Origin of the sequence: Novosphingobium resinovorum (genome assembly GCF_036352595.1) — a bacterium.
GTDB lineage: Bacteria > Pseudomonadota > Alphaproteobacteria > Sphingomonadales > Sphingomonadaceae > Novosphingobium > Novosphingobium resinovorum_B.
The window spans coordinates 222,462-246,951 of the sequence record NZ_JAZFAX010000001.1 but is presented as its reverse complement, the minus strand read 5'-3'; the positions used below and the strand labels follow the sequence as shown (position 1 = coordinate 246,951).

Sequence of the window (24,490 nt, the reverse complement as noted above, 5' to 3'; positions counted from 1 at the left end):
CGGGGCCGGGGCGGTGGTCGTCAACCCTGTTCGTCGAAGTCCGCTTCGTCCTCGCGGCGTTCGGACATTCCGAGCAGCTTGAGCTTGCGATGCAGCGCCGAGCGTTCCATGCCGATGAACGCGGCCGTCTTCGAGATATTGCCGGAAAACCGCCGGATCTGGACGCGCAGGTACTCGCGCTCGAAGCTCTCGCGGGCTTCGCGCAAGGGCGCGCTCATCATTACCGTGACGCCGGCGTCGGCCCCTCCCCGACTGTTGAAGATCTCCGGCGGCAGCATGTCCGCCTCGATCCGCGCCAGCTTCTCGCGCGGGGCCATGATGACGGTGCGCTCGACGACATTGCGCAGCTGGCGCACGTTGCCCGGCCACTCGTAGGCCTGCAGCGCGGTCATCGCCTCGCCGCTGACCTGCGGCGGAGAGACCCCCTGCTCGTTGGCGTAGCGCGCGAAGAAATGGTCGATCAGCGCCGGAATGTCGTCCCGCCGCTCGCGCAGCGCCGGGATCGCGATCGGCACCACGTTGAGCCGGTAGAACAGATCCTCGCGGAAGCGGCGCTCGGCGATTTCCTTCTCGAGATCGCGCGAGGTGGACGATACCACGCGCACGTCGACGCGGATCTGGCGGGTGCCGCCGACGCGCACGAAGGCCTGGTCGGTGAGTACCCGCAGGATGCGTGCCTGGGTCGAGAGCGGCATGTCGGCCACTTCGTCGAAGTAGAGGGTGCCGCCGTCGGCGCTTTCCAGCAGGCCCGAGCGGATCAGGGTGCCGTCCGCCTCCTCGCCGAACAGCTCCTGCTCGAAGCGCTCCGGGGTGATGCGCGCGGAGTTGACGCTGACGAAGGCATTGCCGGCGCGCGGGCTCCAGGCATGGAGGAGGCGTGCGGCGACTTCCTTGCCCGAACCGGCCGGACCGGTGATGAGCAGGCGGCTGCCGGTATTGGCGATGCGCTTGAGCGTCGCGCGGACCTGGTTGATGACGCCGCTGGAGCCGGTGAATTCCTCGCTGCCGCCCACGCCCTGTCGCAGCTGCGCGTTCTCGCGGCGCAGGCGCTCGGTCTCGGTGGCGCGGGCGACGAGGTGAAGCAGCTTCTCCGCCTCGAACGGCTTCTCGATGAAATCGACCGCGCCCCGGCTGATCGCGGCGACGGCGGTGTCGATGTTGCCGTGGCCCGAGAAGATGATGACCGGCAGCTCCGGCTCGCGCGCCTTGATCGCGTCGAGGATCTCGAGCCCGTCCATAGGGCTGCCGTGGAGCCAGACGTCGAGCAGCACGAGCGAGGGCCGGCGCGCGTCGACGGCGGCGAGCGCCGCCTCGCTGTCGCCGGCGGTCCGGCATTCGTAGCCTTCGTCGCTCAACACGCCGGCGACGAGTTCGCGGATGTCGCGTTCGTCATCGACGATCAGGATGTCTAGTGCCATGGGCCAATCTTCTTCGTCTGGATGAAACGGGTCATTGCGCGCTCTCCGTCTTTCGCGGAAGCGGCGCGCCGGGAAGTTCCTGCGCGATCGAAGCGTGGGCGGGATCGCGGGCGAAACGCATCGTCACCGTGGTGCCGCCGCCCGATGCCGCGGTAAAGGTCATCTCGCCGCCATGCTCCTCGATGATCTTGTTGACGATCGCGAGGCCGAGCCCTGTGCCCTTCTCGCGCGTGGTCACGTAAGGCTCGATCAGGCGCTCCTTGTCCTGCGACAGGCCGATGCCGTTGTCGGTGACGCGCACCAGGATCGCGTGGTCCTGATCGACGACCTCGACCGCGATCATGCCCCGGTAGTCCTCGGGCGCGTCCTTGGCCTTCGCCTCGGTCGCCTCGACGGCGTTCTTGAGCACGTTGGTCATCGCCTGGCCGAACTGGTGGCGGTCGCAGTCGATCATGCCGATGTCGCGCTCGGCCTGGAAGCGGAAGCCGATGTCGGGCCGCGCGACTTCCTGCAGAAACAGCGCCTGGCGGGTCAGCGCGACCGGATCCTCCGAGCGGAACACCGGCTTGGGCAGCCGCGCGAACGAGGAGAACTCGTCCACCATCTTGCGCAAGTCGCCGACCTGCCGGATGATCGTGCGGGTCAGATCCTCGAACAGTTCGGGATTGTCGACGATCTGCTTGCGATAGCGGCGGCTTAGGCGTTCGGTCGCGAGCTGGATCGGGGTCAGCGGGTTCTTGATCTCGTGGGCGATGCGCCGCGCCACGTCGGACCAGGCGGCGGTGCGCTGGTCGAGCAACTGGCGGGTGATGTCCTCGAAGGTGATGACGTGGCCGGTGACGTCGCGGCTGGCCTTCACCGCCAGCGTCAGCAGATCGCCGCCGCGGCTGTACTGGACGATGCCGCCCGGCGTCCCCTGCTCCACCAGCGCGGCGATGGCGGGGGCGAGTTCGGCGATCGGCATCCCTTCCGGCACGTCCTCGGCCCGATCCGTCAGCAGCTTCTGGGCGGTCGAGTTCATCAGCAGGATGCGGCCGCCCTCGTCGAGCGAGATGATCCCCGAAGTCACCGATTCCAGCACCGCCTCGATGAACACGCTGCGTTCGTGAAGCTGGCTGTTGGCGCCCAGCAGCGCCTGCGTCTGCTTGTCGATCTGCGCGGTCATGCGGTTGAAGGCGCGGTTGAGCAGGCCGATCTCGTCAGCGCCGGTGCGCCCCTCGATCCGCAATTCGTAATTGCCCGCACCCACGCGCCGCGCCGCGTCGACGAGTTCGTAGAGCGGCTCCACCTGCCGGTCCGCGAACCGCAGCGCGAACCACACCGACAGGCCGACCAGCGCCAGCGAGGCGACGAACAGCGCGACGTTGAAACGCAGCTGCAGCACCCGCGCGCGACTGGTGAGCACTTCGTAGGCCTGGACGATGTTCTCCGCCCGCTCCCCCTGGCTCAGCGAGAGCAGGTCGGAACTGCGCACCACCAGCAGGTAAACGCCCGAGGAACGCTCGATCGGCGCGGCGGCGACGATGCGGTTGTCCTTGGCGCTGACGACGTAGGGCTCGCCCTTGTCGAGCCGGGCGAGGCCGTCGTCGCTCAGCCGATTGTTCTCGGCCACGCCCTCGGGATCGACGATGATCGGGGTGCGCTGTTCGCCGTTCGCGTCGATCTGGATGATCGCGGCGCCGCTGAGGTTGCGCCGCACCACCTGGAACGAGAGGAAGGTCTGGAATTCACGGCTGGCGACCGGAACGCGGCTGAGTTCATCACGCGAATCGGTCGCCATCGCCGCCGATTCGTAGCCGACGTCGCGCAGCGTCTGTTCGTAGTAGCCGCGCGCCAGCTTGTTGGCGTTCTCCAGCAACCCGCGCGAGCTGTCGGAGAACCAGAACTCGACGCCCGACTGGAACAGCCACGAGGCGAAGACCACCACCAGCAGCGTCGGAATCGCCGCGATCAGCGAGAAGATGAACACCAGCCGGACGTGCATCTGCCCGGTGCCGCCGGTATTGTGCTCCGCCGCACGGCGCAGCGCCATGCGGCGCCCGAGCAGCACGAGGATCGCCATCGCCGGTACCAGGGTACCGACCAGCAGGCTCGCGGTCAGGTTCGAGGGCAGCAGCTCGCGCCGGTCGCTACCGCCATTGAGCGCGAACCACGTCGTCGCGGTCATCAGCAGGAACGCGACGGCCGAGAGCAGTTCCATCATCGCAAAGAAGTTCGCGCGGCGGGCAGCCACCTGCATCCGCCGCCACCACCGTGGCCACGCGCGCTTCTGTACCGGTTTATGGAACGCGACTTCGCTCATCGTTGCGCCGTTACAACAGGACTGTGACCTCGCTGCAAGAGCAAATCCACGAGGGCCATTCTAGGGACGACGAGTGAATTCCTCGGGATCGAGCGCGAGTTCGCCGAGCCGCTTGCGCAAGGTGTTGCGATTAATCCCCAGCGCTTGCGCCGCGCGCAACTGGTTGCCGGCAGTCTCGCGCAGGACTTCGGCGAACAGCGGGCGCTCGAACGCGGCCATGGCGCTGTCGTAGATGGTGCCGCTGGCCGGGCGGTGGCTGGAAAGCCACTGCGCGACGGCGGTGGCGATGTCGAAGGCCTGGGGCGCGGCGTCGTTCTCGGCCGCAGCCTGCGCAGTTTCCTGCGTCAGCAGAGGCACGATCGAATCGGCGTCGATCACGTCCTCGCGCGCGAGCAGCGCCAGACGGTAGATGAAGTTCTTCAGCTCGCGCACGTTGCCGCGCCACGGCTGGCGGCTGAGCAGTTCTGCGGCCTCGGCGGTCAGCTGGCGGCGCGGCAGCCCTTCGTTGGCGGCATGCTGGAGGAAATGGCGCGCCAGAACGTCGATGTCGTCGCGGCGGTCGCGCAGCGGCGGCATGTGGATCGGCACCACGTTGAGACGGTAGTACAAGTCCTCGCGGAAGCGCCCCGCGGCGATCTCAGGCTCGAGATCCTTGTTGGTCGCGGCGACGATGCGGGTGTCTAGGCGAATCTCCTCGCGCCCGCCGACGCGGCGCACGGTCCCCGACTGCAGCGCGCGCAACAGGCGGGTCTGCGCCTGCATCGGCATGTCGCCGATCTCGTCGAGGAACAGGGTGCCGCCGGCCGCCTGCTCGAACTTGCCGACGTGGCGCGCGACGGCGCCGGTGAAGGCCCCCTTCTCGTGCCCGAACAGCTCGCTCTCGATCAGCTCGGCGGGGATCGCGGCGGTGTTGACGGCGATGAACGGCCCGGCCCGGCGGTTGCCGAGCTGGTGGATCGCCTCGGCCACCAGTTCCTTGCCGGTGCCCGATTCGCCCAGGATCAGCACCGTCAGGTCGTTGCGCAGCACCCGGGTTATCATGCGGAACACCGACTGCATCGCCGCGCTGCGGCCGACCAGCGGCAGGCCGTCGGCGACCGGCTCGTCGTCCGCCGCCTGTCCTTGCGCGGCCCCGGCGGCCTGGCGCACGGTGCGCGCCAGTTCGTCGATGTCGAAGGGCTTGGGGAAATACTCGAAGGCGCCGGTATCGGTCGCGCGCACGGCGGTATCGAGGGTGTTCTGGGCCGAGAGGATGACGATGGGCATCTGCGGATGCAGCGCGCGCACGCGCTCGATCGTCTCGATCCCGTCGCCGTCGGGCAGCATCACGTCGGTCACCAGCGCCGCGAAGCCGCGCGTCGCCAGTTGCTGATCCCGCTCGGCGAGCGTCTGGCAGTGGACGACGGCGAAGCCCTCGTCCTGCAACGCGGCGGTGATGACGATGGCGATGGACATGTCGTCCTCGACCAGCAGCACGGTCATCGTCACGCGGGTTTCCTCCGGGGGCGGGTGCGCGTCTCGCGGGCGAGCGGCAGGTGGATGCGGAAGTGAGTCAGGCCGCCCTCGTCGTCGCGGTCGTGCGTGATGCGCCCGTTCATGTCGCGCACCAGCTTGCGCACCAGCGGCAGGCCCAGCCCCTGCCCCGACTTCTTGGTGGTGACAAAGGGCTCGAAGATGTGGTCCCGCATCGACGGATCGATGCCGGGGCCGTTGTCGCTGACGCGCACTTCGATCGGCAGGCGCAGCGGCGCGCCGTCGTCGCCGACGTGGAGCTGCAAGCCGCTGGCGAAGCGGGTGCGGATGGTCACGCGCGGCTCGGCCGCTTCCTGGCTCGCCTCGGCGGCGTTCGAAAGGAGGTTGATGAGCACCTGGACGAGACCGTCCGGACTGCCCAGCACCGAAGGGAGCGAGGGGTCGAATTCCTCGACCAGCCGGAAGCGGTGCGCCCGCCCGCCGTTCGCCGCGTTCAGCACGTCGATCGCCCGGCGTGCCGCCTCGTGCAGGTTGCAGGCCTCGACCGGCGGGGTGGTGCGCCCCGAAAGCTTCTGCATCCGCTCGATCAGCCCGGCGACGCGATCGACCTCGCCGGTGATGAGATCGGTGAGCGCGCGGTCCTTGTCCTCGATCTTGCGCGCCAGGAGCTGCGCGGCGCCGCGTATCCCGGCCAGCGGGTTCTTGATCTCGTGCGCCATGATCTCCGGCCCGCGCAGGACCGCGTTGTCGGGGCCGCCCGAATCGTCGCCAAGTGCCTCGGCGGCGCTGTTGTCCTGCAGCGTGACGACCTGCCAGCCCGGACTGTCAGCAACCGGCGCGACACTGATGTCGATCCGCCGCGCGCCCCGGCCCTTGATCTGCACCACCACCTCACGCGCCGAGACGGGCGCCTCGGAATCGGAGAGCCGCTCCAGCAGGCGCCGGTCGGATATCGCCATGATGTCGCGCAGGCGGGTGCCCACCAGACGCCGCACCGATTGCCCGAAGAACTGTTCGGCAGCGGGGTTGAGCGCGGCGATCGTGCGACCTTCCTCCAGCAGCACGACGGCCTGCGGCAGGCTGGCCAGCAGCCTGTGCGCGTCCGGATGATCGGCGAGATGATCGGGCGCGAGCGGAACGCTCATGCGGCCTGGAGCCGCCCGCTGTCACCGCTTTTGTCGCCATTGCAGTAGGGCGCGTAGAATTCCTCGAGTTCACGAAGGACTTCAGCGGGATCGGCGATGAAGTTCAGCTTGTTCCTGAACTCGGCCGAACCGCGCACGCCCTTGATGTACCAGCCCAGGTGCTTGCGCGCCATGCGCACGCCGGTATCGGCGCCGTAGTGGTCGAGCATGTCCTCGTAATGCCGGCGAATGATCTCGTACTGGCCCGGGATATCGGGATCCGCCGAGACGTCCTCGCCGCGCCACCACTGCATGACCTGCGAGAGGAACCACGGGCGGCCGTAGGAACCGCGCCCGATCATCAGGCCATCGGCGCCCGACTGCTCCAGCGCCTGCGCGGCATCGGTGATCGTGCAGATGTCGCCGTTGACGATGACCGGGATCGACACGGCATCCTTGACCTTGCGCACGAAGGCCCAGTCGGCCTCGCCCTTGTACATCTGGTTGCGGGTGCGGCCGTGGACGGTAATCATCTTCGCGCCCAGATCCTCGGCGATCCGCGCGAGTTCGGGGGCGTTGAGGCTGTCATGGCACCAGCCCATGCGCATCTTGACGGTGACCGGCACGTTCACCGCCTTGACGGTCGCCTCGATCAGCCTGGTCGCCAGCGGCACCTGCCGCATCAGCGCCGAGCCGGCATCGCCGTTGACGACCTTGCGCACCGGGCAGCCCATGTTGATGTCGATGATGGCGGCGCCGCGATCCTCGACCAGCTTTGCGGCTTCGCCCATCTGCTCGGGGTCGCAGCCGACGAGCTGCATCGAGACGGGGTCTTCCACCTTGTCCCACATCGCCTTCTGCAGCGACACGCGCGTCTCGCGGATCGCGGCGGGGCTGGCGATCATCTCGGTGACGTTGAGGCCCGAGCCGAAGGCGCGCACCATCCTGCGGAACGGCAGGTCGGACACCCCCGTCATCGGCGCGAGCACGACCGGGCAGTCGATCGCGACGGGACCGACGTGGATGGGCCTGAGCACGGGCGGCTGTGCCGGAGGAACGGGCATGGATGTCATGATGCGTGCAATGCTGCCTAAAAAACAGGCAGCGCATAGTGGATTGCCCTTGTCGCGGCAAGCGATTACCGGCCTCGACAATGTCGCAAAACGTCACAACCGCCCCGAAACCCGAGGTTCGCCGCGCTGCCGCGCTCGTCGTCGCGGCGGGACAGGGCCTGCGCGCGGGCCAGCCGGTGCCCAAGCAGTTCGCCCCCTGGCGCGGCAAGGCGGTGGTGCGCCATTCGGTGGAGGCACTCGCGGCGGCGGGCTGCGATCCGATTCTCGTGGTCATCCCCGAAGGCGCGGAAGGTATCGCCCGTGAGGCGATCGCCGGGATCGCCCACGTCCAATTGACCGTCGGCGGCGCCAGCCGGCAGGAATCGGTACGACTCGGCCTCGAAGTGCTGGCCGCCGCCAACCCGCGGCGCGTGCTGATCCACGACGCCGCCCGCCCGCTCCTGCCCGCACCGGTGATCGCGCGGCTGCACGCGGCGCTCGATGACCGGTGCGGCGCGATTCCCGTGCTGCCGGTCGCCGACAGCCTCACCCACGTTGCGGGCGACCTGATGGGCGCGCCCGCCCGGCGCGAGGATCTTCGCCGCGTGCAGACCCCGCAGGCGTTCCGCTTCGCCGAGATTCTCGCCGCCCACCGCGACTGGGAGGGCCCCACCAATGCCGGGGACGATGCGCAGGTGGCGCAGGCCTGGGGCATGGACGTCGCGCTCGTCGAAGGGGACGAAACCTTGCACAAGCTGACTTACGCCGCCGATTTCGCATCCGCCGCCCCGATCTTCCGCGTCGGCAGCGGCTACGACGTCCACGCGCTGGAGGAAGGCGAGGAACTGTGGCTGTGCGGGGTGCGGATCGATCATACGCACGGCCTGTCGGGCCACTCGGACGCCGATGTCGCGATCCATGCGCTCGTCGATGCGCTGCTCGGCGCGATCGGCGCGGGCGACATCGGCCAGCACTTCCCGCCCAGCGACCCGCAGTGGAAAGGCGCCGCCTCCGACCGCTTCCTCGCCCACGCCGGCACGCTGGTGGCCGAGGCGGGCTATGCGCTTGCCAACGCCGACGTCACGATCATCTGCGAGGCGCCGAAGATCGGCCCGCACCGCGAGGCCATGCGCGCGCGGCTGGCGCAGATTCTCGGCGTTGACATCGGTGCCGTCAGCGTGAAGGCAACGACGACCGAGAAGCTCGGCTTCACCGGCCGCCGCGAGGGGATCGCGGCGCAGGCGGTGGTAAGCCTGGCTCGCTTGTAACCCGAGGGGGCGAGAAGGAACCTCGATGCGCGCATTTTCCGGAAGCCTCGCTCTCCTGCTGGCCATGGCCCCCTGTGCGGCGATGGCCGCCGAGCCGGTCTGCATCACCAAGGCCGAAGCGACCTCGCTGGTCACTTATGCCCTGCCCCAGGCGATCAACGGCACAGCGAAGCGCTGCGCGCCCTCGCTGCCCGCCAATGCCTTCCTGCGCACCGGAGCGCCCGCTCTGGCGAGCCGCTACGCCGCGCAGAAGGACCGTTACTGGCCCAAGGCCAGGCCGGCCGTGATGAAGGCGCTGAGCGCCCAGAACGGCGACTCCTCGAACATGATGGCGGGGCTGCCCGACGAAACGCTGCGCCAGCTGGCCGACGTCTTCGTCGAAGGCTTCGTCGCGCAGCGCATCGCGCCCAAGTCCTGCAAGCAGCTGGACCTCGCGATCGACCTGCTCTCTCCCCTTCCTCCCGAGAACATGGCCGGACTGATCGCGCTGACGCTTGACGCGGCGGGCGGAGCGGATCCCAAGCTCGGCAAGGTCTCGCTCTGCAAGGATTGACGATGAACGCTTTCTTCCCCGAGGATCTCTACGAACTCGCGCGCCGGGTGATCGAGGAGAACAAGGCGCTGGGCCGCATGGTCTCGGTGGCCGAAAGCTGCACCGGCGGCCTCGTCAGCGCCGCGCTGACCGAGATTCCCGGCTCGTCGGCGGTGCTCGACCGTGGTTTCGTGACGTACTCGAACGAGGCCAAGCAGGAGATGCTGGGGGTTCATTCGGATATCATCGATTCGTTTGGCGCGGTTTCTCCCGCGACCGCCTGGGCCATGGCCCAGGGCGCGATCAGCCGCAGCCGCGCCGACGTCGCGGTCGCCATCAGCGGCATCGCCGGGCCGGACGGCGGCAGCGAGATGAAGCCGGTGGGCACCGTCGTCTTCGCCTGCGCCCGGCGCGGCGAGGAAGAGGTCAACGCCGAACAGAAGCTGCTCGACGGCAAGACCCGCAGCGAAATCCGCCATCAGGCCGCGATCGTGGCGCTGGAACTGCTGCTGCCCTGATCGCAAGGACGAGGCGCATACTATCCGCACTCTGTCCGTCACCCTGAACTCGTTTCAGGGTCTATCGCGAGGTTTGACCGGAGGGATCGTTTCACCAGCGGCCCTCTGAACTGCATACCCAAAGCGCTGGACGAGCCGCCAGATGGACCCTGAAACAAGTTCAGGGTGACGGAGTGTCTTAGGAGGGGGGGGCGGAGGATCACCCCGCCTGGGCAACCCCGTAAAGCTCGCTGGCGCGCGTCTCGAAGGCTGCGACCATCTTGCGGAAGGCCTTGTCGAAATACTGCCCGGCCAGCTTCTCGAACAGCGGGTTGCGGAAGGTGAACTTCACGTCGAACTCGAGATCGCAGGACGTCTCGTCGACCGGATGGAAGGTCCAGACATTGTCGAGATCGCGCATCGGACCATCGACGTAGTTCACCTTGATGACGTGGGGCCGCTCCTTCTCGACGCGCGAGGTAAACTTCTCGCGCAGGGCCTTGAAGCCAACCAGCATGTCGGCGATCATCTCGCGCCCGTCGTCGGACTTCACCCGCGTGGCGACGACCCAGGGCAGGAATTCCTGATAGCGACCGACGTCGGCGACGAGGTCGAACATCTGCTCGGCACTGTAGGGCAGGCGCTTGGTTTCGTGAATTCCGGGCACGGGATCAGACCTTGGCGGGCTGCTTCTTGGCCAGCTTGGCCTCGCGCGCGGCCTTCATCTCGGCGAAGTCGGCGCCGGCATGGTAGCTGGAGCGCGTCAGCGGCGAGGCGGCGACCTGCAGGAAGCCCTTCGCACGCGCGATCGCGCCGTAGGCCTTGAACGCCTGCGGGGTGACGAATTCCTTGACCTCGGCATGCTTGGGCGTCGGCCGCAGGTACTGCCCCATGGTCAGGAAGTCGATATCGGCGCAGCGCATGTCGTCCATCACCTGATGGACCTCCAGGCGCTCCTCGCCGAGGCCGAGCATCACGCCCGACTTGGTGAAGATCGACGGATCGTGGCGCTTCACTTCCTCCAGCAACCGCAGCGAGGCGTAGTAGCGCGCGCCGGGGCGGATGGTCGGATAGAGCCGGGGTACCGTCTCGAGGTTGTGGTTGTAAACGTCCGGACGCGCCTGAACGATCGCCTCGACCGCGCGCTGCATCTTGTTGCGGAAGTCGGGCGTCAGGATCTCGATGGTGGTCGCCGACGAAGCCGCGCGGACAGCCTGGATCACCTTGACGAACTGGCTGGCGCCGCCGTCGGGCAGATCGTCGCGGTCTACCGAAGTGACGACGATGTGCTCCAGCCCGGTCTTCAGGACCATTTCCGCCACGTTGTCCGGCTCGGCCGCATCGACGCGGCCGGGCATGCCGGTCTTGACGTTGCAGAAGGCGCAGGCGCGGGTGCAGGTGTCGCCCAGGATCATCACCGTGGCGTGCTTCTTGGTCCAGCACTCGCCGATGTTCGGGCAGGCCGCTTCCTCGCACACGGTGTTCAGCTTGAGATCGCGCATCAACTGGCGCGTCTCGCCATAGCCCTTGCTGGTCGGCGCCTTGACGCGAATCCAGTCGGGCTTGCGCTGGCGGGCGGAGGCTTCTTCCGGAACCGGTACGGAGGAGAGATCGTTCATGCCGTCCAGATAGTCATATGCACGCAACCTTGCCAGCCCGAATATCCGGCGTATGGCGAACCATCGCTTTCGAAAACAGCAACGGAGCCCACCATGACCGAATCCAACGACCGCGTGCTGACCCACCTTATCGACGGCTACCGGCGGTTCCGCGGCACCGGCTGGAGCGCCAACCGCGCCCGCTGGGACGAACTGGGCCAGGGCCAGTCGCCGGAAGTCATGGTCATCGCCTGCTCCGACAGCCGCGTCGATCCCAGCCAGATCTTCGACGTCGACCCCGGCACCATCTTCGTGGTGCGCAACGTCGCCGCGCTGGTGCCGCCGTTCGAGACGACGCCCGGCCACCACGGCGTCTCGGCCGCGCTGGAATTCGCGGTACAGGTGCTCAAGGTCAAGGAAGTCGTGGTGATGGGCCACGGCCTGTGCGGCGGCTGCAAGGCAGCGCTGACGCAGGACCTCAAGGACACCGAGATCGGCCAGGGCGGCTTCGTGGCCGACTGGATCTCGATGCTGGACGAGGCCCGCGTTCCCGTCGCGCACGAACACGGCACCACGGGACGCACCGCCGAGCGCGCGATGGAACAGGCGGCGGTCAAGGTCAGTCTCGAGAACCTGATGACCTTCCCGTGCGTCCAGAGCAAGGTAGGCAAGGGCGAACTCAAGCTGCGCGGCGCGTTCTTCGCGATTTCCGACGGCGTCCTGCACCTGCTGGACGAGACCAGCGGGGAATTCGCGCCGGTCGAGTGATACTGTTTGCCGAGGGGCTTCGACAGGCTCAGCCTGAGCGGTGCCGAGAGCAGGCCCTTGAAACCCGCTCAGGCTGAGCCTGTCGAAGCCCCCTCGGCACGCACAGCAAAAAGGGCGCCGGTTTCCCGGCGCCCTTCTCGTTTCAGCGTGAGGCGAAAGCTCAGTTCGCGGCAGGCGCCGCAGCGGCCGGAGCCGGCGAGGCCTTGCTCTTGGCATAGGCCGACCACAGCTTGGCAACCGGCTGGCGGGTGCCGGTGACCTTGGCGAAGTTGCCTTCCGCGTCGGCGTACTTGCCCTGCTGCGTCTGCGCCATGCCGAGGCGCAGCGCGACCTTGTTCGCATCGACGCCCGGCATCGACAGCGCCTTGGCGTAGAACGTCTCGGCCTTGGCGGGCTGGTCGTAGCTCAGGAATACGTCGCCGGCGGCGACCACCGTGGCGCCGGTCGCACCCGGCTTGTTGGCGTCACGCTCGGTCGCGGGCAGCGAGGCCTTGTCTGCGGCGACGCGGCCTTCGGTGTTCGCCTTGTCGGGAACGTCGGCGGCGGTCAGCTTGCCCTTGGCGACGCCTTCGTTCATCACCTTGGTCGCCTCGCCCGGGAAGGCGCGCGGATCGACGTTCTCGAGATACTCGTAGTAGTCGCGCTTGTCGTTCATCGAACCGGTCAGGAACATCAGGCGCATGAGGTCGAGGTTCTGGTCGCGCGGCAGCGAGGACAGCTGGCGCACCACCGAGATCGCGGTGTTCCAGGTGCCGGGGTAATACTGGCCGAGCAGCGCCGCATATTCGGTCGACGGCGCGAGCTGCTTGGCGGTGTAGGTCTGCTGCAGCACCGAGCGCAGCGAGGCTTCCGAAGGCGCGACGCCCTTGGCCTGCGCGGCGGCAACGTCGTCCTTGGCCATCTGCAGAGCGGCCTCGGGGTTGTTGTTGCGCTTGTAGGCGTCGGCCAGGACCGCATCGAGCTGGCCCGACGAATCGACGAAGCCGCCGTCCTTGGCCGCCTTCAGGTACGTCGCCGAAGTGGCGTAGTCCTTGAGCTGGTAGGCGGTGATGCCGGCGTCGTAGTTGGTCTTGCCCACTTCCTCGGGCGGCAGTTTGCCGCTGGAGAGCAGCAGCTTGTTGCCTTCCTGCTTGAGGTTGAGATCCTGCGAGATGATGCCGAAGTTGCGCATCATCGAACCCAGCGCGTTCTTGTCGTCGGGCGTGGTTGCGGCCGGCACGGCGGCCTGGAACGCAGCCTTGCCGTCACCGCCGGCGGCGCCGTCGAAGGCGGCCTTGGCCTTGGCGAGCGCCTCGGGGGTCTGCTGGCCGCCAAGCGCGGCGATCGCGGCTTCCATGGCCTTCTGCAGCGGCTGCGCGACCTTCACGAACTCGGGGGAGAACTTGCCGCCTGCGGCTTCCTTCTCCTTCTTCGCGGCCATCGCCGGGGTAGCGACCGTGACCGCCAGCCCGCTCGAGAGCGCGACGGCAAGGGCGACACGGGAAACAAGGAACTTGCGAGCCATCAAGGCTACTCCTCTCAAGACAAAACCAAATACCTGCGGCGCAGGGGAAATCCCGCCCAGGCAAGATGAAAAAAGGCCGAGAAGGTTTGGCGGGGAAAAAGACCCTTGGCAACCTCTCGCCGCAAATAGGTTTGCGCCACTGAACGCGCATTGAATGCAATTCATCGCAGCCGTTCAGGTTCCCTCGCGCAGGGGCATCGTTATATGTGGAAAACGCCCTGCACCGCCGCTCACGCACGGCGGTTCCGGTGGCTTTCCCCCGGCGCATGGCCTAGTGCGGTCCATCATTCTTCTTCCGTAGCAAAAGCGATCCAACCCGCGTGAGCGACGACATCAACGATATCCAGCCCGTAGGCCCCGAGGGCGAATTCACCCGCGTCGACATCGTCGACGAGATGAAGACCAGCTACCTCGACTACGCGATGAGCGTGATCGTCAGCCGCGCCCTGCCCGACGTGCGCGACGGCCTGAAGCCGGTGCACCGCCGCATCCTCTATGCCTCGCAGGAAGGCGGCTTCGTCGCCGGGCGTCCTTATCGCAAGTCGGCCAAGATCGTCGGCGACGTGATGGGCAACTACCACCCACACGGTGACAGCGCGATCTACGACGCCCTTGCGCGCATGACGCAGGACTGGTCGATGCGCGTGCCGCTGATCGACGGTCAGGGCAACTTCGGCTCGATGGACCCGGATCCGCCGGCCTCGATGCGCTATACCGAAGCGCGCCTTGCCCGCGTGGCCAATTCGCTGCTCGACGATCTCGACAAGGACACCGTCGACTTCGCCGACAACTACGACGGTTCGCGTCAGGAGCCGACGGTGCTTCCGGCGCGCTTCCCGAACATCCTGGTCAACGGTGCGGGCGGCATCGCGGTCGGCATGGCGACCAACATCCCGCCGCACAACCTGGGCGAAGTGATCGACGGTTGCTTCGCGATGATGGACAATCCGGGGATCACCTCGGAGGAACTGTTCCAGATCATCCCCGGCCCGGACTTCCCGACCGCGCCGCTGATCCTGGGCCAGCATGGCGCCCGGCTTGCCGCCACCACCGGACGCGGCTCGATCATCCAGCGCTGCCGCAGCCATGTCGAGGAAGGGCGCGGCAGCCGCAAGGATTCGCGCTCGATCGTCCTCACCTCGATCCCCTACCAGGTCGGCAAGTCCAATCTGGTCGAGAAGATCGCCGAGGCCGCCAAGGACAAGCGGATCGAGGGCGTCTCCGACATCCGCGACGAATCCAACCGCGAAGGCGTGCGCGTGGTCATCGACCTCAAGCGCGACGCCTCGCCAGAAGTCGTGCTCAACCAGCTGTGGCGCAGCACCCCGGCACAGTCGAACTTCGCCGCGAACATGCTGGCGATCCGCGGCGGCCGCCCCGAGATCATGGCCCTGCGCGACATCCTGCAGGCGTTCATCCAGTTCCGCGAGCAGGTCATCACCCGCCGCACCAAGTTCGAGCTGAACAAGGCGCGCGACCGGGCGCACATCTTGCTCGGCCTCGTCGTCGCCGTGTCCAACATGGACGAGGTGGTGAAGATCATCCGCGGCGCCTCCAATCCGGCCGACGCCCGCGCCAAGCTGCTCGCCAAGGAATGGCCGATCGGCGACATCGCGCAGTACATCCGTCTGGTCGAGGCGATCGAGCCCGAGGCCGAAGCCGCCGACGGCATCTACCGCCTGTCCGAAGTGCAGGTGAAGGCGATCCTCGACCTGCGCCTGCACCGCTTGACGGCGCTGGGCCGCGACGAGATCGGCGACGAACTCAAGCAACTCGCCATCGCCATCGAGGAGTTCCTGTCGATCCTGGCCGACCGCGTGAAGCTCTACGGCGTGATGCGCGAGGAACTGCAGGTCGTGCGCGACGCTTACGCCACCCCGCGCCTGTCCGAGATCACCGCCGCCTTCGACGGCATCGACGACGAAGACCTGATCGAGCGCGAGGACATGGTCGTCACGGTGACCATGGACGGTTATATCAAGCGCACCGCCCTCTCCGCCTTCCGCGCCCAGAACCGCGGCGGCAAGGGCCGCGCCGGCATGGCGACGAAGGACGAGGATGCGGTGACGACGATGTTCGTCACTTCCACCCACAACCCAGTGCTGTTCTTCTCCACCGCAGGCAAGGTCTACCGCCTCAAGGTCTACAAGCTGCCCGAAGGCGGCCCGACCACGCGCGGACGCCCGATCGTCAACCTGCTGCCGGCGCTCGACAAGGACGAGACGATCCAGACCGTGCTCGCCCTGCCCGAGGACGAGACGGAATGGAGCGCGCTGTCGGTGGTGTTCGCCACCGCCAAGGGCAACGTGCGCCGCAACTCCATGGATTCCTTCGCGAACATTCCCAGCAACGGCAAGTTCGCGATGCGCTTCGACGAAGGCAGCGACGACCGCCTGATCGGCGTGGCATTGCTGGAGGCCAGCGACGACGTGCTGCTCGCCACCCGCCAGGGCAAGGCGATCCGCTTCCCCGGCGACGACGTGCGCGAATTCACGAGCCGCACCTCCACCGGCGTGCGCGGCATGAGCCTCAAGGGCGACGACGAAGTCATCTCGCTCTCGATCCTGCACCGCGTCGGCACCGATGCCGAAGACCGCGAGCAGTACCTGCGCTTCGCCCCGTGGAAGGGCGACAAGGAGGGCGAGTCCACGTTGTCCGCAGAGCGCATGGCCGAGCTGGAAGAGCGCGAACAGTTCATCCTGACGGTCTGCGCCAACGGCTACGGCAAGCTGTCCTCGGCCTATGAATACCGCCGCACCGGTCGTGGCGGCCAGGGCATCACCAATATCGACAACATCGGCCGCAACGGCCTTGTCGTCGCCAGCTTCCCGGCCACCCGCGCTCAGCAACTGATGCTGGTGACCGACCAGGCCAAGCTGATCCGCCTGCCGCTCGATTCGCTGCGCGTCATCGGTCGCGGTTCGGCGGGCGTACGCCTGTTCACCGTCTCGGCAAACGAGCACGTCGTCAGCGCCGTGCGGCTGGACGAGGAACCGGAAGTCGAGACCCCAGTGGCCGACGGGGCCGCGCCGGAGGTTCCGGAAGCCGAAGCGTGAGCGATACGGTCGCGTATAAAATCCTGACCGGCGAGCAGCTTGCGCGGCTGCTCGCTGACGGGACTTTTACCGGCGCCCCGGTCGATCTGGCGGATGGTTACATCCACATGTCCACCGCCGATCAGGCGCAAGGCACGCTGGACAAGCACTTCGCCGGACAGGACGACCTGCATGTCGCCGCCGTCGATCTGACCGCGCTGGGCGACACGGTGAAATGGGAAGTCTCGCGCGGCGGAGCGCTGTTCCCGCACATCTATGCCGACCTGCCGCTGTCGGCGGTGATCGCGCACGGCCCGGCCTTGCGCGACGCGGACGGAGCGCTGCAGCTTCCGCACTGATTGATCGATTGATCGTCATCCCGGCGCATGTCGGGACCGTGGGCAATTCTTTAGACGACATCTCCCGTTGGAGCGCCCTGACGCGAGGGTGCGCCTAAAGTCTTGCCCACGGTCCCGGATCAAGTCCGGGATGACGACGTTGCTTGAGCATCATCTTGACATTTATAACCACATGGGTTATATGCCCCAGCATCCGGAGCGGTGCAGATCACATCGCCCCGGTGTATCGGGTCGGCGTCGTGGGCCGGGATGCGGTTTCAAGCCGCGATCGCGCAAACCACGCGTCCGTTCGAAGACCCGAAGTGCCCCCGAGCTACTGGAAAGCGTCGTCCATACGTTCCTGCGACACACGGCAGGACATTGGAAGGCCCCGCCGGATAGCCATCGGCTGATAACGCTGCGAGCCCTAACAGACGGCCACATGGGACACTTCGATGGAATGCAGGTCGAGCCGGGCTGACCACCGCTACCCGGCCGCTCGCCAGAGCAGGTGGAAAACAAACCCCCGCGTCCCAGCTTGGACGCTCCCGGCGCCGACCCGATGTTCTCGGATGCGTTGATCTTCCCCCGGCGTTAGGCCCGCACTCGCCAGCGGGCATTGTCGTATGACCTCGTCATTGCGAGCACAGCGCGCGCCGCAGGGACTTCGACAAGCTCAGCCCGAGCGGGTTGAGAACAGGTCTTCAGTTCCGTCGAAGCGCCCTCCCCGCCGCCGTCAGAACCCTTCTCCGCGCATGCGCAGTTCTCCGGTCACCCCGGTCGTCAGCACCAGGTTGCCGATGTAGAACAACGGCCAGGCCACCATCGCCAGCAGGGCGCTGCCGCCAGAGGCTGCGATCTCCAGCACCACCCCCGCCACGATCAGCGCCGCGCCCAGACCCACGCGCGAGCGCGCAAACGTGCTGATCCACGCCGAAGCCGCCATACCGCCCAGGGCGAGGCCGAGAAACAGCGGCACGCCTACGCCCGCCCGGTCCGCCGCGAAGAAGCACAGCAGCGGCGTCCCCAGCGTCAGCGCCAGCGCCGCCACCTTGCGCCCGCCGTCCATCACCGCACGGCGGTGCATCAGGAACAGCGAAAGGCCGATCAGGAAGGCGATCAGCATGGCGTTCAACCCGATCACCGGGACATCATACCACAGCGCCGAGCCGACCGCCTCAAGCGCCAGCATCCCCGCCAGCGAGCGCGTGTCGTTCCCCCGATGCCGCAGCACCGCATAGACCGCCAGCAAAGCCAGCGGCGCGCCCTTCAGCACGATCAGGTAAAGCCCCGGCAGGGTGCTCCCGCGCAGCCATACCCATGCCACGGCGAGGACGATGCTCGCCAGCAGCCAGGGACGGCGTTCGATCAGGGCGCGGTGCGGCATTCATCCTCCTGGGGTTGCCGCATTGCCATGACAGATGCCGCAGGGCTTTTCCATCGCCGCGATAGGGTCTAGGCGGCCAGCATGACCCATCAGATCCACATCATCGGCGGCGGCCTCGCCGGCAGCGAAGCGGCATGGCAGCTCGGCCGCCGGGGCTTCAAGGTGCGCCTTTCGGAAATGCGCGGGACCGGGGAACGCAGCCCGGCCCATCAGGGCGACGGCCTCGCCGAACTGGTCTGCTCGAACTCGTTCCGTTCCGACGATCACGAGAAGAACGCGGTGGGCCTGCTCCATCACGAAATGCGACAGTGCGATTCGCTCATCATGGGCGCCGCCGCCAAGGCCGAAGTGCCCGCAGGGTCAGCGCTGGCAGTGGACCGCGAAATCTTCTCCGCCGAAGTCGAGGCGCGCCTTGCCGCCCTGCCGAACGTCGAGATCGTGCGCGAACGCATCGACGCCCTGCCCGCCGATGCGCCGGTGATCGTCGCCACCGGCCCGCTGACCGCAGAGGCGCTGGCCGGCTCGATCGGCAAGGCGACCGGCGCCGACAGCCTCGCGTTCTTCGACGCCATCGCCCCCATCGTCTACCGCGACACCATCGACATGGACGTGTGCTGGATGGCCTCGCGCTGGGACAAGGGCGAGACGAAGGACTACATCAACTGCCCGATGACCAAAGACCAGTACCTGGCCTTCCACGCCGGTCTGGTCGCAGGCGAGAAGACCGCGTTCAAGGAGTGGGAGGCAAACACCCCCTACTTCGACGGCTGCATGCCCATCGAGGTGATGGCCGAACGCGGCATCGACACCCTGCGCTTCGGTCCGATGAAGCCAGTCGGCCTCGACAACCCGCACTGGGCCACGCCCGAGCACCCGAACGGCCGCTGGGCCTATGCGGTGGTCCAACTGCGGCAGGACAACAACCTCGGCACGATCTGGAACATGGTCGGCTTCCAGACCAAGCTCAAGCACGCCGAGCAGGTGCGCCTGTTCCGCACCATCCCCGGCCTCGAAAACGCCGAGTTCGCCCGGCTCGGCGGCCTGCATCGCAACACCTTCCTCAATTCGCCGGTGCTGCTGGACCGCACCCTGCGCCTGAAGACCGCGCCGAACGTGCGCTTTGCCGGGCAGATCACCGGCTGCGAGGGCTATGTGGAAAGCGCCGCCGTCGGCCTGATGGCGGGCCTGATGGCCTCGGCTGACCTCGCCGGCCGCGAATGGCAGGCCCCGCCGCGCACAACCGCGATGGGCGCCCTGCTCTCGCACATCACCGGCGATGCCGAGGCCGAGACCTATCAGCCGATGAACGTCAACTTCGGCCTGTTCCCGCCGCTGCACGACGTGAAGAAGAAGCAGCGCAAGGAAGCCTACACCGAGCGCGCCAAGGCCGAGATCGCGCCGTGGTTGGAAAGATGGCGGTCTGAAACTGGTGCGGCCCACCCCTGCCCCCTCCCGCAAGCGGGAGGAGAATGAGATGTCTGCGCTTATCCCCTCCCGCTTGCGGGAGGGGCAGCGAGACTTGCGAGCGTAGCGAGTTAGTCGCAGCGGGGTGGGCACCACCCGACCGCAAAAATCAACACGAACACTTCGCCTTGGGTTTGGGCGGCGGCGCCGTCTTGCGGAACTCCGCAGGTGTGAGATAGCCGTCGCGATCCGCGTCCGCCCCATCGAACTTGTCGACGGTGGCCACGGCCCATTCCTCGAAGGTCAGCAGATTGTTACCGTCCTTGTCGAGCTTTCGGAAAATGTCCGAGCGCGTCGAAAGCATCTCGTTGCGTGAAATCCGTCCGTCACGGTCGCGATCGTAGCGCCCAAAGCGGCGCTGTTCGCGGCTCAGCTCAGTAGATTCGGGCAAATCCGGCCCCACCATGTCGCCGACATCGGCACTGGGGAGCGCAGCCGGTTCGGTCGCCATCGCCGCCGCCGGCGGGGCGGCGGCCTTCACCTCGGCGTGGCCCTGCCACCAGAACAGGCCGATACCCAGAAGCAGGAAGACGGCGAGGCCGCCAAGCAGGAAGCGATTCATTGCGCGATATCCATGACCCCGCGATCCTAGAACCGCCCCCTGCTCCAGCGGAAATTACAACACTGCAATCAGAAGCCCAGAAGGCCTAGCCGCATCGCCTTGAGCATGGCAGCAGGCGACGTCGCGCCGGATTCGTCACCCTTGGCGAGACGCCGCGCGGCAAGGCCATGCAGCACCATCAGCGGCCGCAGCGGACGGGACACGCGCGCTCCGCTGCTCGCCTGCGCGAGTTCGCGCGCGGTATCGCGCTCGCTGACATGGCCGAGGCGCATCGCCAGATCGTTGAGCGCCCAGGCGCGGCCCAGCTTCAGTGCGGCCTCGCGGTCCCGGCTCCGGCCGAGGGCATCGGCCAGCGCGGCGAAGGCCTCGCCCCTGCCCTGCGCCATGGTCTCGAGCGCTTCGGCGGAAAGCGGCGCGGGCCCGGTCATGGCTTCCCAACCATCGACGAGCGCGGCGAGACCGCCGTGATGGCCGTTCCAGCTTTTCAGCAGCGCCAGCAGCGGTTCGCCTTGGGGCCACTGCTCAGCGGACTGGCCGAGGGATTCGCGCCACCATGCCAGGCGGAGCTGCGCCATCATCGGCTCACGAGAATGCCGCAGCAGATGGGCAAGGCGCGCATCGAGCGCCAGTAGCGCCAGCGTCTGCTCACGCGCGGACTTGGGCGCATAGACCAGCGCCAGGCGCGATACCGTGGGCAGCGACTGGACGAGGATGTCCTCGTTGGAGGCGGAAATCGTGGGGGCTTGGGAGTCGGTCACGCGGCATCCCTAGTCGGTGCGCCGCTGCTTAGGCAACCTTGCGGGTGCGGATCGGCCGAAGGTTTCACGCGGATGGGCGGAGGAGAAGAAGGGGTGGTTCACGCAAAGACGCAAAGGCGCGAAGGTGCAGTGCCTGCAGCGAAGCCGCTTTCGGTTCTTCGCCGCATGTGACGCGAGGCTCAGAAAAGAGGAATGCCTGCGGCGCCGGGCGACCCCCTCTTCGCGCCTTTGCGTGAACCACTCTGCCTTCTTTTCCGCACCTCCGCGTGAAGGCCCGAAAACGAACACGGGCGGCGGTGCCGAAACACCGCCGCCCGCGCATCATCTCAATGCCCGAAGGCGAAGGAGATTACTTGTAGGTGACCTTCTTCACCGCCGCGACGATGCGGTCGGCGTCGATGATCGCCAGCTTTTCGAGATTCGCGGCATAAGGCAGCGGCACGTCCTCGTTGCACACGCGCACGACCGGCGCGTCGAGGTTGTCGAAGCCGTCTTCCATGCAGATCGCGATGATTTCCGAGGCGATCGAGCAGACCGGGAAGCCTTCCTCGGCCACGACCATGCGGTTGGTCTTGGCAAGGCTGGCGAGCACCGTTTCCTTGTCGAGCGGGCGCAGGGTGCGAAGATCGATGACTTCGGCGTCGATGCCCTCTTCGGCCAGACGCTCGGCTGCTTCGAGAGCGAGGCCGACGCCGATCGAGTAGGACACGATCGTCACATCCTTGCCTTCGCGCATGATCCGCGCCTTGCCGATCGGCAGGACGTGATCGTCCAGCTCGGGCAGTTCGAACGAACGGCCGTAGACCAGCTCGTTCTCGAGGAACACCACCGGATCTTCCGAACGGATCGCCGCCTTGAGCAGGCCCTTGGCATCCGAGGCATCATACGGCGCGATGACCACGAGGCCGGGGACATTGGCGTACCACGGACCGTAGTTCTGCGAGTGCTGCGCACCCACGCGCGAGGCCGCGCCGTTGGGACCACGGAACACGATCGGGCAGCGCATCTGGCCGCCGGACATGTAGTTGGTCTTGGCGGCCGAGTTGATGATGTGGTCGATCGCCTGCATGGCGAAGTTGAACGTCATGAACTCGATGACCGGACGCAGACCGCCCATCGCCGCGCCGGTGCCGATGCCGGCGAAGCCGTACTCGGTGATCGGCGTGTCGATGACGCGGGTGGGACCGAACTCTTCGAGCAGGCCCTGGGTCACCTTGTAGGCGCCCTGGTACTCGGCGACTTCCTCGCCCATCACGAAGACGCGCGGATCGCGGCGCATTTCCTCGGCCATGGCGTCGCGCAGGGCGTCGCGTACGGTCGAGGTCTTCATGTTGGTGCCATGCGGCAGCTGCGGGTCGCGTGCGGTCTTGAGATCGCTGGCGAGATTGGCGGTGCCGCTTTCTGCAGGCTTCTTCTCTTCCGACTTCGGCGCTTCCTCGGCCTTGGCTTCAGCCTTGGGCGCTTCGACGGCGGAGGCGTCCTCGCCCTCGCCCGCCAGCATCGCGATCACGGTGCCGACCTTCACGCCCTCGGTGCCCTCGGCGACGAGGATCTTCCCGACGGTGCCTTCGTCGATGGATTCGAATTCCATCGTCGCCTTGTCGGTTTCGATTTCAGCAAGGATGGTGCCCGAGGAAACCTCGTCGCCTTCCTTGACCAGCCACTTGGCCAGCTTGCCCTCTTCCATCGTCGGGGAGAGAGCGGGCATCTTCAGTTCGATCGCCATCTCAGTAGCTCTCCACCAGGACGTCGGTATACAGTTCGGGGGCGCTGGGCTCCGGCGAGTTCTCGGCGAAGTCGGCGGACTGAGCGACCTGCGCACGGATGCGCTTGTCGACTTCCTTGAGGCTTTCCTCGGTCACGCCCATGGCCAGCAGTTCGGTCTTGGCGTGGTCGATCGGGTCGCGCTTTTCGCGCACGCCCTGGACTTCCTCGCGGCTGCGGTACTTCGCAGGGTCCGACATCGAGTGGCCGCGATAGCGGTACGTGTTCAGCTCCATGAGAACCGGACCGTTGCCCGCGCGCACGTATTCCAGCGCGATCTCGGCCGACTTGCGGACTTCGAGAACGTCCATGCCGTCCACCGACATGCCGGGAATGCGGAACGCGGTGCCGCGGCGGTGGAAGTGCGTCTCGGCCGAGCCGCGCTTCACGGCGGTGCCCATGGCGTAACCGTTGTTCTCGATCACGAAGATGATCGGGAGCTTCCACAGAGCCGCCATGTTGAAGCTCTCGTAGACCTGGCCCTGGTTGGCCGCGCCGTCGCCGAAGTAGGCCATCGCAACGCCGCCGTCTTCACGGTACTTGTGCGCGAACGCCAGACCCGCGCCGAGCGAGACCTGCGCACCGACGATGCCGTGGCCGCCGTAGAAGCGATGCTCCACGGAGAACATGTGCATCGAGCCGCCCTTGCCCTTCGAGATACCGGCTTCGCGGCCGGTCAGCTCGGCCATGATGACCTTGGGATCGATGCCGTAGGCGAGCATGTGGCCATGATCGCGGTAGCCGGTGATCACCGAGTCCTTGTCGTTGTCGAGCGCGGACTGCAGGCCCACGGCCACCGCTTCCTGGCCGATGTAGAGGTGGCAGAAGCCGCCGATCAGGCCGAGGCCGTAAAGCTGGCCGGCCTTTTCCTCGAAGCGGCGGATGAGCAGCATCTGCTCATAGAAATGAAGCAGCTCTTCCTTGGAAGGCTTGTAGCGCTTGTCCGCATCCAGGGCTTCCTGGAGGCTGTGGAGCGCGAAATCCTCTTCTACGGCAGCGGTTTCTACTGCCGGGGTCTTTGCTTTGGGCAACGGGTGCTCCCCATCGTTGGTGCGATCGTTTCAGTGAGGGCGGTATAGGAAGGACGCAGCCAAAGCGAAAGCGCGCAGGCTCGAAAACGGGCTTCGAACGTGGACTTTTTTGCAACGAGGTTTGCAAAAAACGGCATTGCGACATCTCTCCAACGAGAGGCAACGCGCGAGACCTCAGGGGAGTTGCATCACCATTTCGTCGGGACGTGCAACGTTCAGGTTGCTGCGCACCAGTTCGCCCGCGAGGTCGGGATCCATCTTCCTGGGATCGAGCAGGGCGACACGATTCTTGAGATGGTCGCGGTCGCCCTTGAGATCTTCCAACTGCGCCTGACGCTGCTCGAGGAGACGCTGGTTCTCACCCCAGGCCAGGAGACCGCTGGGTCCGGCGACGCACCACAGTCCCATGAGCAAAAGCAGCGCAAGGGCAAGACCCTTCACGAGACGCTCTTTGGCTATGTTGGTGTCCTGTCGCACGGTTCGCATATGTCGCTTGAATCACAAGTGATTCGGGGTTGCAAGACCAAACTCTAAAGGATTCCCGCGGTTTGCGACAGGTGGAGGAGAAATGCGCGAAACGTTCCGGCAAAGTTTCGTGTTGATAAGTTTGGCGCC

General features: G+C 66.7%; 21 protein-coding genes. 7 read left to right on the top strand and 14 right to left on the bottom strand.

The features are described from left to right. Window positions 1–20 precede the first annotated feature (20 nt). From V2S85_RS01210 to dusB, 5 genes are all read right to left on the bottom strand, one after another. Complete coding sequence (locus V2S85_RS01210; protein ID WP_330701050.1) at window positions 21–1,418, bottom strand: sigma-54 dependent transcriptional regulator; 1,398 nt, start codon at window positions 1,416–1,418, stop codon at window positions 21–23. 31 nt (window positions 1,419–1,449) lie between these two features. Beyond that, window positions 1,450–3,657, bottom strand: coding sequence for an ATP-binding protein (locus V2S85_RS01205; protein ID WP_330701380.1), 2,208 nt, complete (start codon window positions 3,655–3,657; stop codon window positions 1,450–1,452). A 123-nt stretch (window positions 3,658–3,780) separates the two neighbouring features. Continuing rightward, a complete protein-coding gene (locus V2S85_RS01200; protein WP_330701379.1) occupies window positions 3,781–5,202 on the bottom strand; it encodes a sigma-54 dependent transcriptional regulator in 1,422 nt (473 codons plus the stop codon). Between the two features lie 2 nt (window positions 5,203–5,204). Continuing rightward, a complete protein-coding gene (locus tag V2S85_RS01195; protein WP_330701049.1) occupies window positions 5,205–6,338 on the bottom strand; it encodes a two-component system sensor histidine kinase NtrB in 1,134 nt (377 codons plus the stop codon). Beyond that, complete coding sequence (gene dusB / locus V2S85_RS01190; protein WP_330701048.1) at window positions 6,335–7,390, bottom strand: tRNA dihydrouridine synthase DusB; 1,056 nt, start codon at window positions 7,388–7,390, stop codon at window positions 6,335–6,337. The genes V2S85_RS01195 and dusB overlap by 4 nt, the downstream gene beginning before the upstream one ends. Before the next feature lie 80 nt (window positions 7,391–7,470). Here dusB and V2S85_RS01185 point away from each other — a divergent pair, with 80 nt between their 5' ends. Genes V2S85_RS01185 through V2S85_RS01175 form a run of 3 tightly spaced genes read left to right on the top strand, consistent with a single transcriptional unit; the run spans window position 7,471 to window position 9,687 of the window. Beyond that, window positions 7,471–8,637: a bifunctional 2-C-methyl-D-erythritol 4-phosphate cytidylyltransferase/2-C-methyl-D-erythritol 2,4-cyclodiphosphate synthase gene (locus tag V2S85_RS01185; RefSeq protein ID WP_330701047.1), complete on the top strand. Its 1,167-nt coding sequence runs from the start codon at window positions 7,471–7,473 to the stop codon at window positions 8,635–8,637. A 25-nt stretch (window positions 8,638–8,662) separates the two neighbouring features. Beyond that, entirely contained in the window at window positions 8,663–9,190 is a 528-nt protein-coding gene (locus V2S85_RS01180; RefSeq protein ID WP_330701046.1) for a hypothetical protein, read from the top strand. A 2-nt stretch (window positions 9,191–9,192) separates the two neighbouring features. Next, complete coding sequence (locus V2S85_RS01175; protein ID WP_330701045.1) at window positions 9,193–9,687, top strand: CinA family protein; 495 nt, start codon at window positions 9,193–9,195, stop codon at window positions 9,685–9,687. Window positions 9,688–9,886: 199 nt separating this feature from the next. Here V2S85_RS01175 and V2S85_RS01170 read toward each other — a convergent pair whose 3' ends face one another. Next, on the bottom strand, window positions 9,887–10,333 hold the full coding sequence (locus tag V2S85_RS01170) for a type II toxin-antitoxin system RatA family toxin (RefSeq protein WP_330701044.1): 447 nt from the start codon (window positions 10,331–10,333) through the stop codon (window positions 9,887–9,889). A 4-nt stretch (window positions 10,334–10,337) separates the two neighbouring features. Then, window positions 10,338–11,285, bottom strand: coding sequence for a lipoyl synthase (gene lipA / locus V2S85_RS01165; RefSeq protein ID WP_330701043.1), 948 nt, complete (start codon window positions 11,283–11,285; stop codon window positions 10,338–10,340). Window positions 11,286–11,378: 93 nt separating this feature from the next. On the opposite strand from lipA, the gene V2S85_RS01160 reads away from it, so the two are divergent. Continuing rightward, window positions 11,379–12,032: a carbonic anhydrase gene (locus tag V2S85_RS01160; RefSeq protein WP_330701042.1), complete on the top strand. Its 654-nt coding sequence runs from the start codon at window positions 11,379–11,381 to the stop codon at window positions 12,030–12,032. Between the two features lie 160 nt (window positions 12,033–12,192). Here V2S85_RS01160 and V2S85_RS01155 read toward each other — a convergent pair whose 3' ends face one another. Further along, the gene (locus tag V2S85_RS01155) at window positions 12,193–13,536 is read right to left on the bottom strand and encodes a hypothetical protein (RefSeq protein ID WP_330701041.1); all 1,344 of its coding nucleotides are present in this window, start codon (window positions 13,534–13,536) and stop codon (window positions 12,193–12,195) included. A gap of 320 nt (window positions 13,537–13,856) precedes the next feature. Between V2S85_RS01155 and gyrA the strand changes: the two genes are divergently transcribed. Beyond that, complete coding sequence (gene gyrA, locus V2S85_RS01150) at window positions 13,857–16,592, top strand: DNA gyrase subunit A (protein WP_330701040.1); 2,736 nt, start codon at window positions 13,857–13,859, stop codon at window positions 16,590–16,592. Then, on the top strand, window positions 16,589–16,930 hold the full coding sequence (locus tag V2S85_RS01145) for a DUF952 domain-containing protein (RefSeq protein ID WP_330701039.1): 342 nt from the start codon (window positions 16,589–16,591) through the stop codon (window positions 16,928–16,930). The genes gyrA and V2S85_RS01145 overlap by 4 nt, the downstream gene beginning before the upstream one ends. A 715-nt stretch (window positions 16,931–17,645) precedes the next feature. Here V2S85_RS01145 and V2S85_RS01140 read toward each other — a convergent pair. Further along, window positions 17,646–18,296 carry a hypothetical protein gene (locus V2S85_RS01140; RefSeq protein WP_330701038.1) on the bottom strand — a complete coding sequence of 217 codons (651 nt, stop codon included), beginning with the start codon at window positions 18,294–18,296 and terminating at the stop codon, window positions 17,646–17,648. A gap of 81 nt (window positions 18,297–18,377) precedes the next feature. Here V2S85_RS01140 and trmFO point away from each other — a divergent pair, with 81 nt between their 5' ends. Continuing rightward, window positions 18,378–19,769, top strand: coding sequence for a methylenetetrahydrofolate--tRNA-(uracil(54)-C(5))-methyltransferase (FADH(2)-oxidizing) TrmFO (gene trmFO, locus V2S85_RS01135; protein WP_330701037.1), 1,392 nt, complete (start codon window positions 18,378–18,380; stop codon window positions 19,767–19,769). A 100-nt stretch (window positions 19,770–19,869) separates the two neighbouring features. Here trmFO and V2S85_RS01130 read toward each other — a convergent pair whose 3' ends face one another. From V2S85_RS01130 to V2S85_RS01110, 5 genes are all read right to left on the bottom strand, one after another. Beyond that, window positions 19,870–20,322 carry a hypothetical protein gene (locus V2S85_RS01130; protein WP_330701036.1) on the bottom strand — a complete coding sequence of 151 codons (453 nt, stop codon included), beginning with the start codon at window positions 20,320–20,322 and terminating at the stop codon, window positions 19,870–19,872. A 68-nt stretch (window positions 20,323–20,390) separates the two neighbouring features. Next, window positions 20,391–21,080, bottom strand: coding sequence for a hypothetical protein (locus V2S85_RS01125; RefSeq protein ID WP_330701035.1), 690 nt, complete (start codon window positions 21,078–21,080; stop codon window positions 20,391–20,393). A gap of 349 nt (window positions 21,081–21,429) precedes the next feature. After that, window positions 21,430–22,806: a pyruvate dehydrogenase complex E1 component subunit beta gene (locus tag V2S85_RS01120; protein WP_330701034.1), complete on the bottom strand. Its 1,377-nt coding sequence runs from the start codon at window positions 22,804–22,806 to the stop codon at window positions 21,430–21,432. 1 nt (window position 22,807) lies between these two features. Further along, a complete protein-coding gene (pdhA, locus tag V2S85_RS01115) occupies window positions 22,808–23,875 on the bottom strand; it encodes a pyruvate dehydrogenase (acetyl-transferring) E1 component subunit alpha (protein WP_008833484.1) in 1,068 nt (355 codons plus the stop codon). A gap of 174 nt (window positions 23,876–24,049) precedes the next feature. Further along, a complete protein-coding gene (locus V2S85_RS01110) occupies window positions 24,050–24,361 on the bottom strand; it encodes an FtsB family cell division protein (protein WP_330701033.1) in 312 nt (103 codons plus the stop codon). Window positions 24,362–24,490: the final 129 nt, after the last annotated feature.

Excerpts from the sequence above, each read along its gene's own strand:
- V2S85_RS01160 (WP_330701042.1), top strand. The coding sequence starts at position 11,379 with ATGACCGAATCCAACGACCGCGTGCTGACCCACCTTATCGACGGCTAC.
- V2S85_RS01205 (WP_330701380.1), bottom strand. The coding sequence starts at position 3,657 with ATGCAGGTGGCTGCCCGCCGCGCGAACTTCTTTGCGATGATGGAACTG.
- V2S85_RS01210 (WP_330701050.1), bottom strand. The coding sequence starts at position 1,418 with ATGGCACTAGACATCCTGATCGTCGATGACGAACGCGACATCCGCGAA.
- V2S85_RS01185 (WP_330701047.1), top strand. The coding sequence starts at position 7,471 with ATGTCGCAAAACGTCACAACCGCCCCGAAACCCGAGGTTCGCCGCGCT.
- dusB (WP_330701048.1), bottom strand. The coding sequence starts at position 7,390 with ATGACATCCATGCCCGTTCCTCCGGCACAGCCGCCCGTGCTCAGGCCC.
- lipA (WP_330701043.1), bottom strand. The coding sequence starts at position 11,285 with ATGAACGATCTCTCCTCCGTACCGGTTCCGGAAGAAGCCTCCGCCCGC.
- V2S85_RS01200 (WP_330701379.1), bottom strand. The coding sequence starts at position 5,202 with ATGACCGTGCTGCTGGTCGAGGACGACATGTCCATCGCCATCGTCATC.
- V2S85_RS01175 (WP_330701045.1), top strand. The coding sequence starts at position 9,193 with ATGAACGCTTTCTTCCCCGAGGATCTCTACGAACTCGCGCGCCGGGTG.
- trmFO (WP_330701037.1), top strand. The coding sequence starts at position 18,378 with ATGACCCATCAGATCCACATCATCGGCGGCGGCCTCGCCGGCAGCGAA.
- V2S85_RS01180 (WP_330701046.1), top strand. The coding sequence starts at position 8,663 with ATGCGCGCATTTTCCGGAAGCCTCGCTCTCCTGCTGGCCATGGCCCCC.
- V2S85_RS01155 (WP_330701041.1), bottom strand. The coding sequence starts at position 13,536 with ATGGCTCGCAAGTTCCTTGTTTCCCGTGTCGCCCTTGCCGTCGCGCTC.
- V2S85_RS01120 (WP_330701034.1), bottom strand. The coding sequence starts at position 22,806 with ATGGCGATCGAACTGAAGATGCCCGCTCTCTCCCCGACGATGGAAGAG.
- V2S85_RS01130 (WP_330701036.1), bottom strand. The coding sequence starts at position 20,322 with ATGAATCGCTTCCTGCTTGGCGGCCTCGCCGTCTTCCTGCTTCTGGGT.
- V2S85_RS01110 (WP_330701033.1), bottom strand. The coding sequence starts at position 24,361 with ATGCGAACCGTGCGACAGGACACCAACATAGCCAAAGAGCGTCTCGTG.
- V2S85_RS01195 (WP_330701049.1), bottom strand. The coding sequence starts at position 6,338 with ATGAGCGTTCCGCTCGCGCCCGATCATCTCGCCGATCATCCGGACGCG.
- V2S85_RS01140 (WP_330701038.1), bottom strand. The coding sequence starts at position 18,296 with ATGCCGCACCGCGCCCTGATCGAACGCCGTCCCTGGCTGCTGGCGAGC.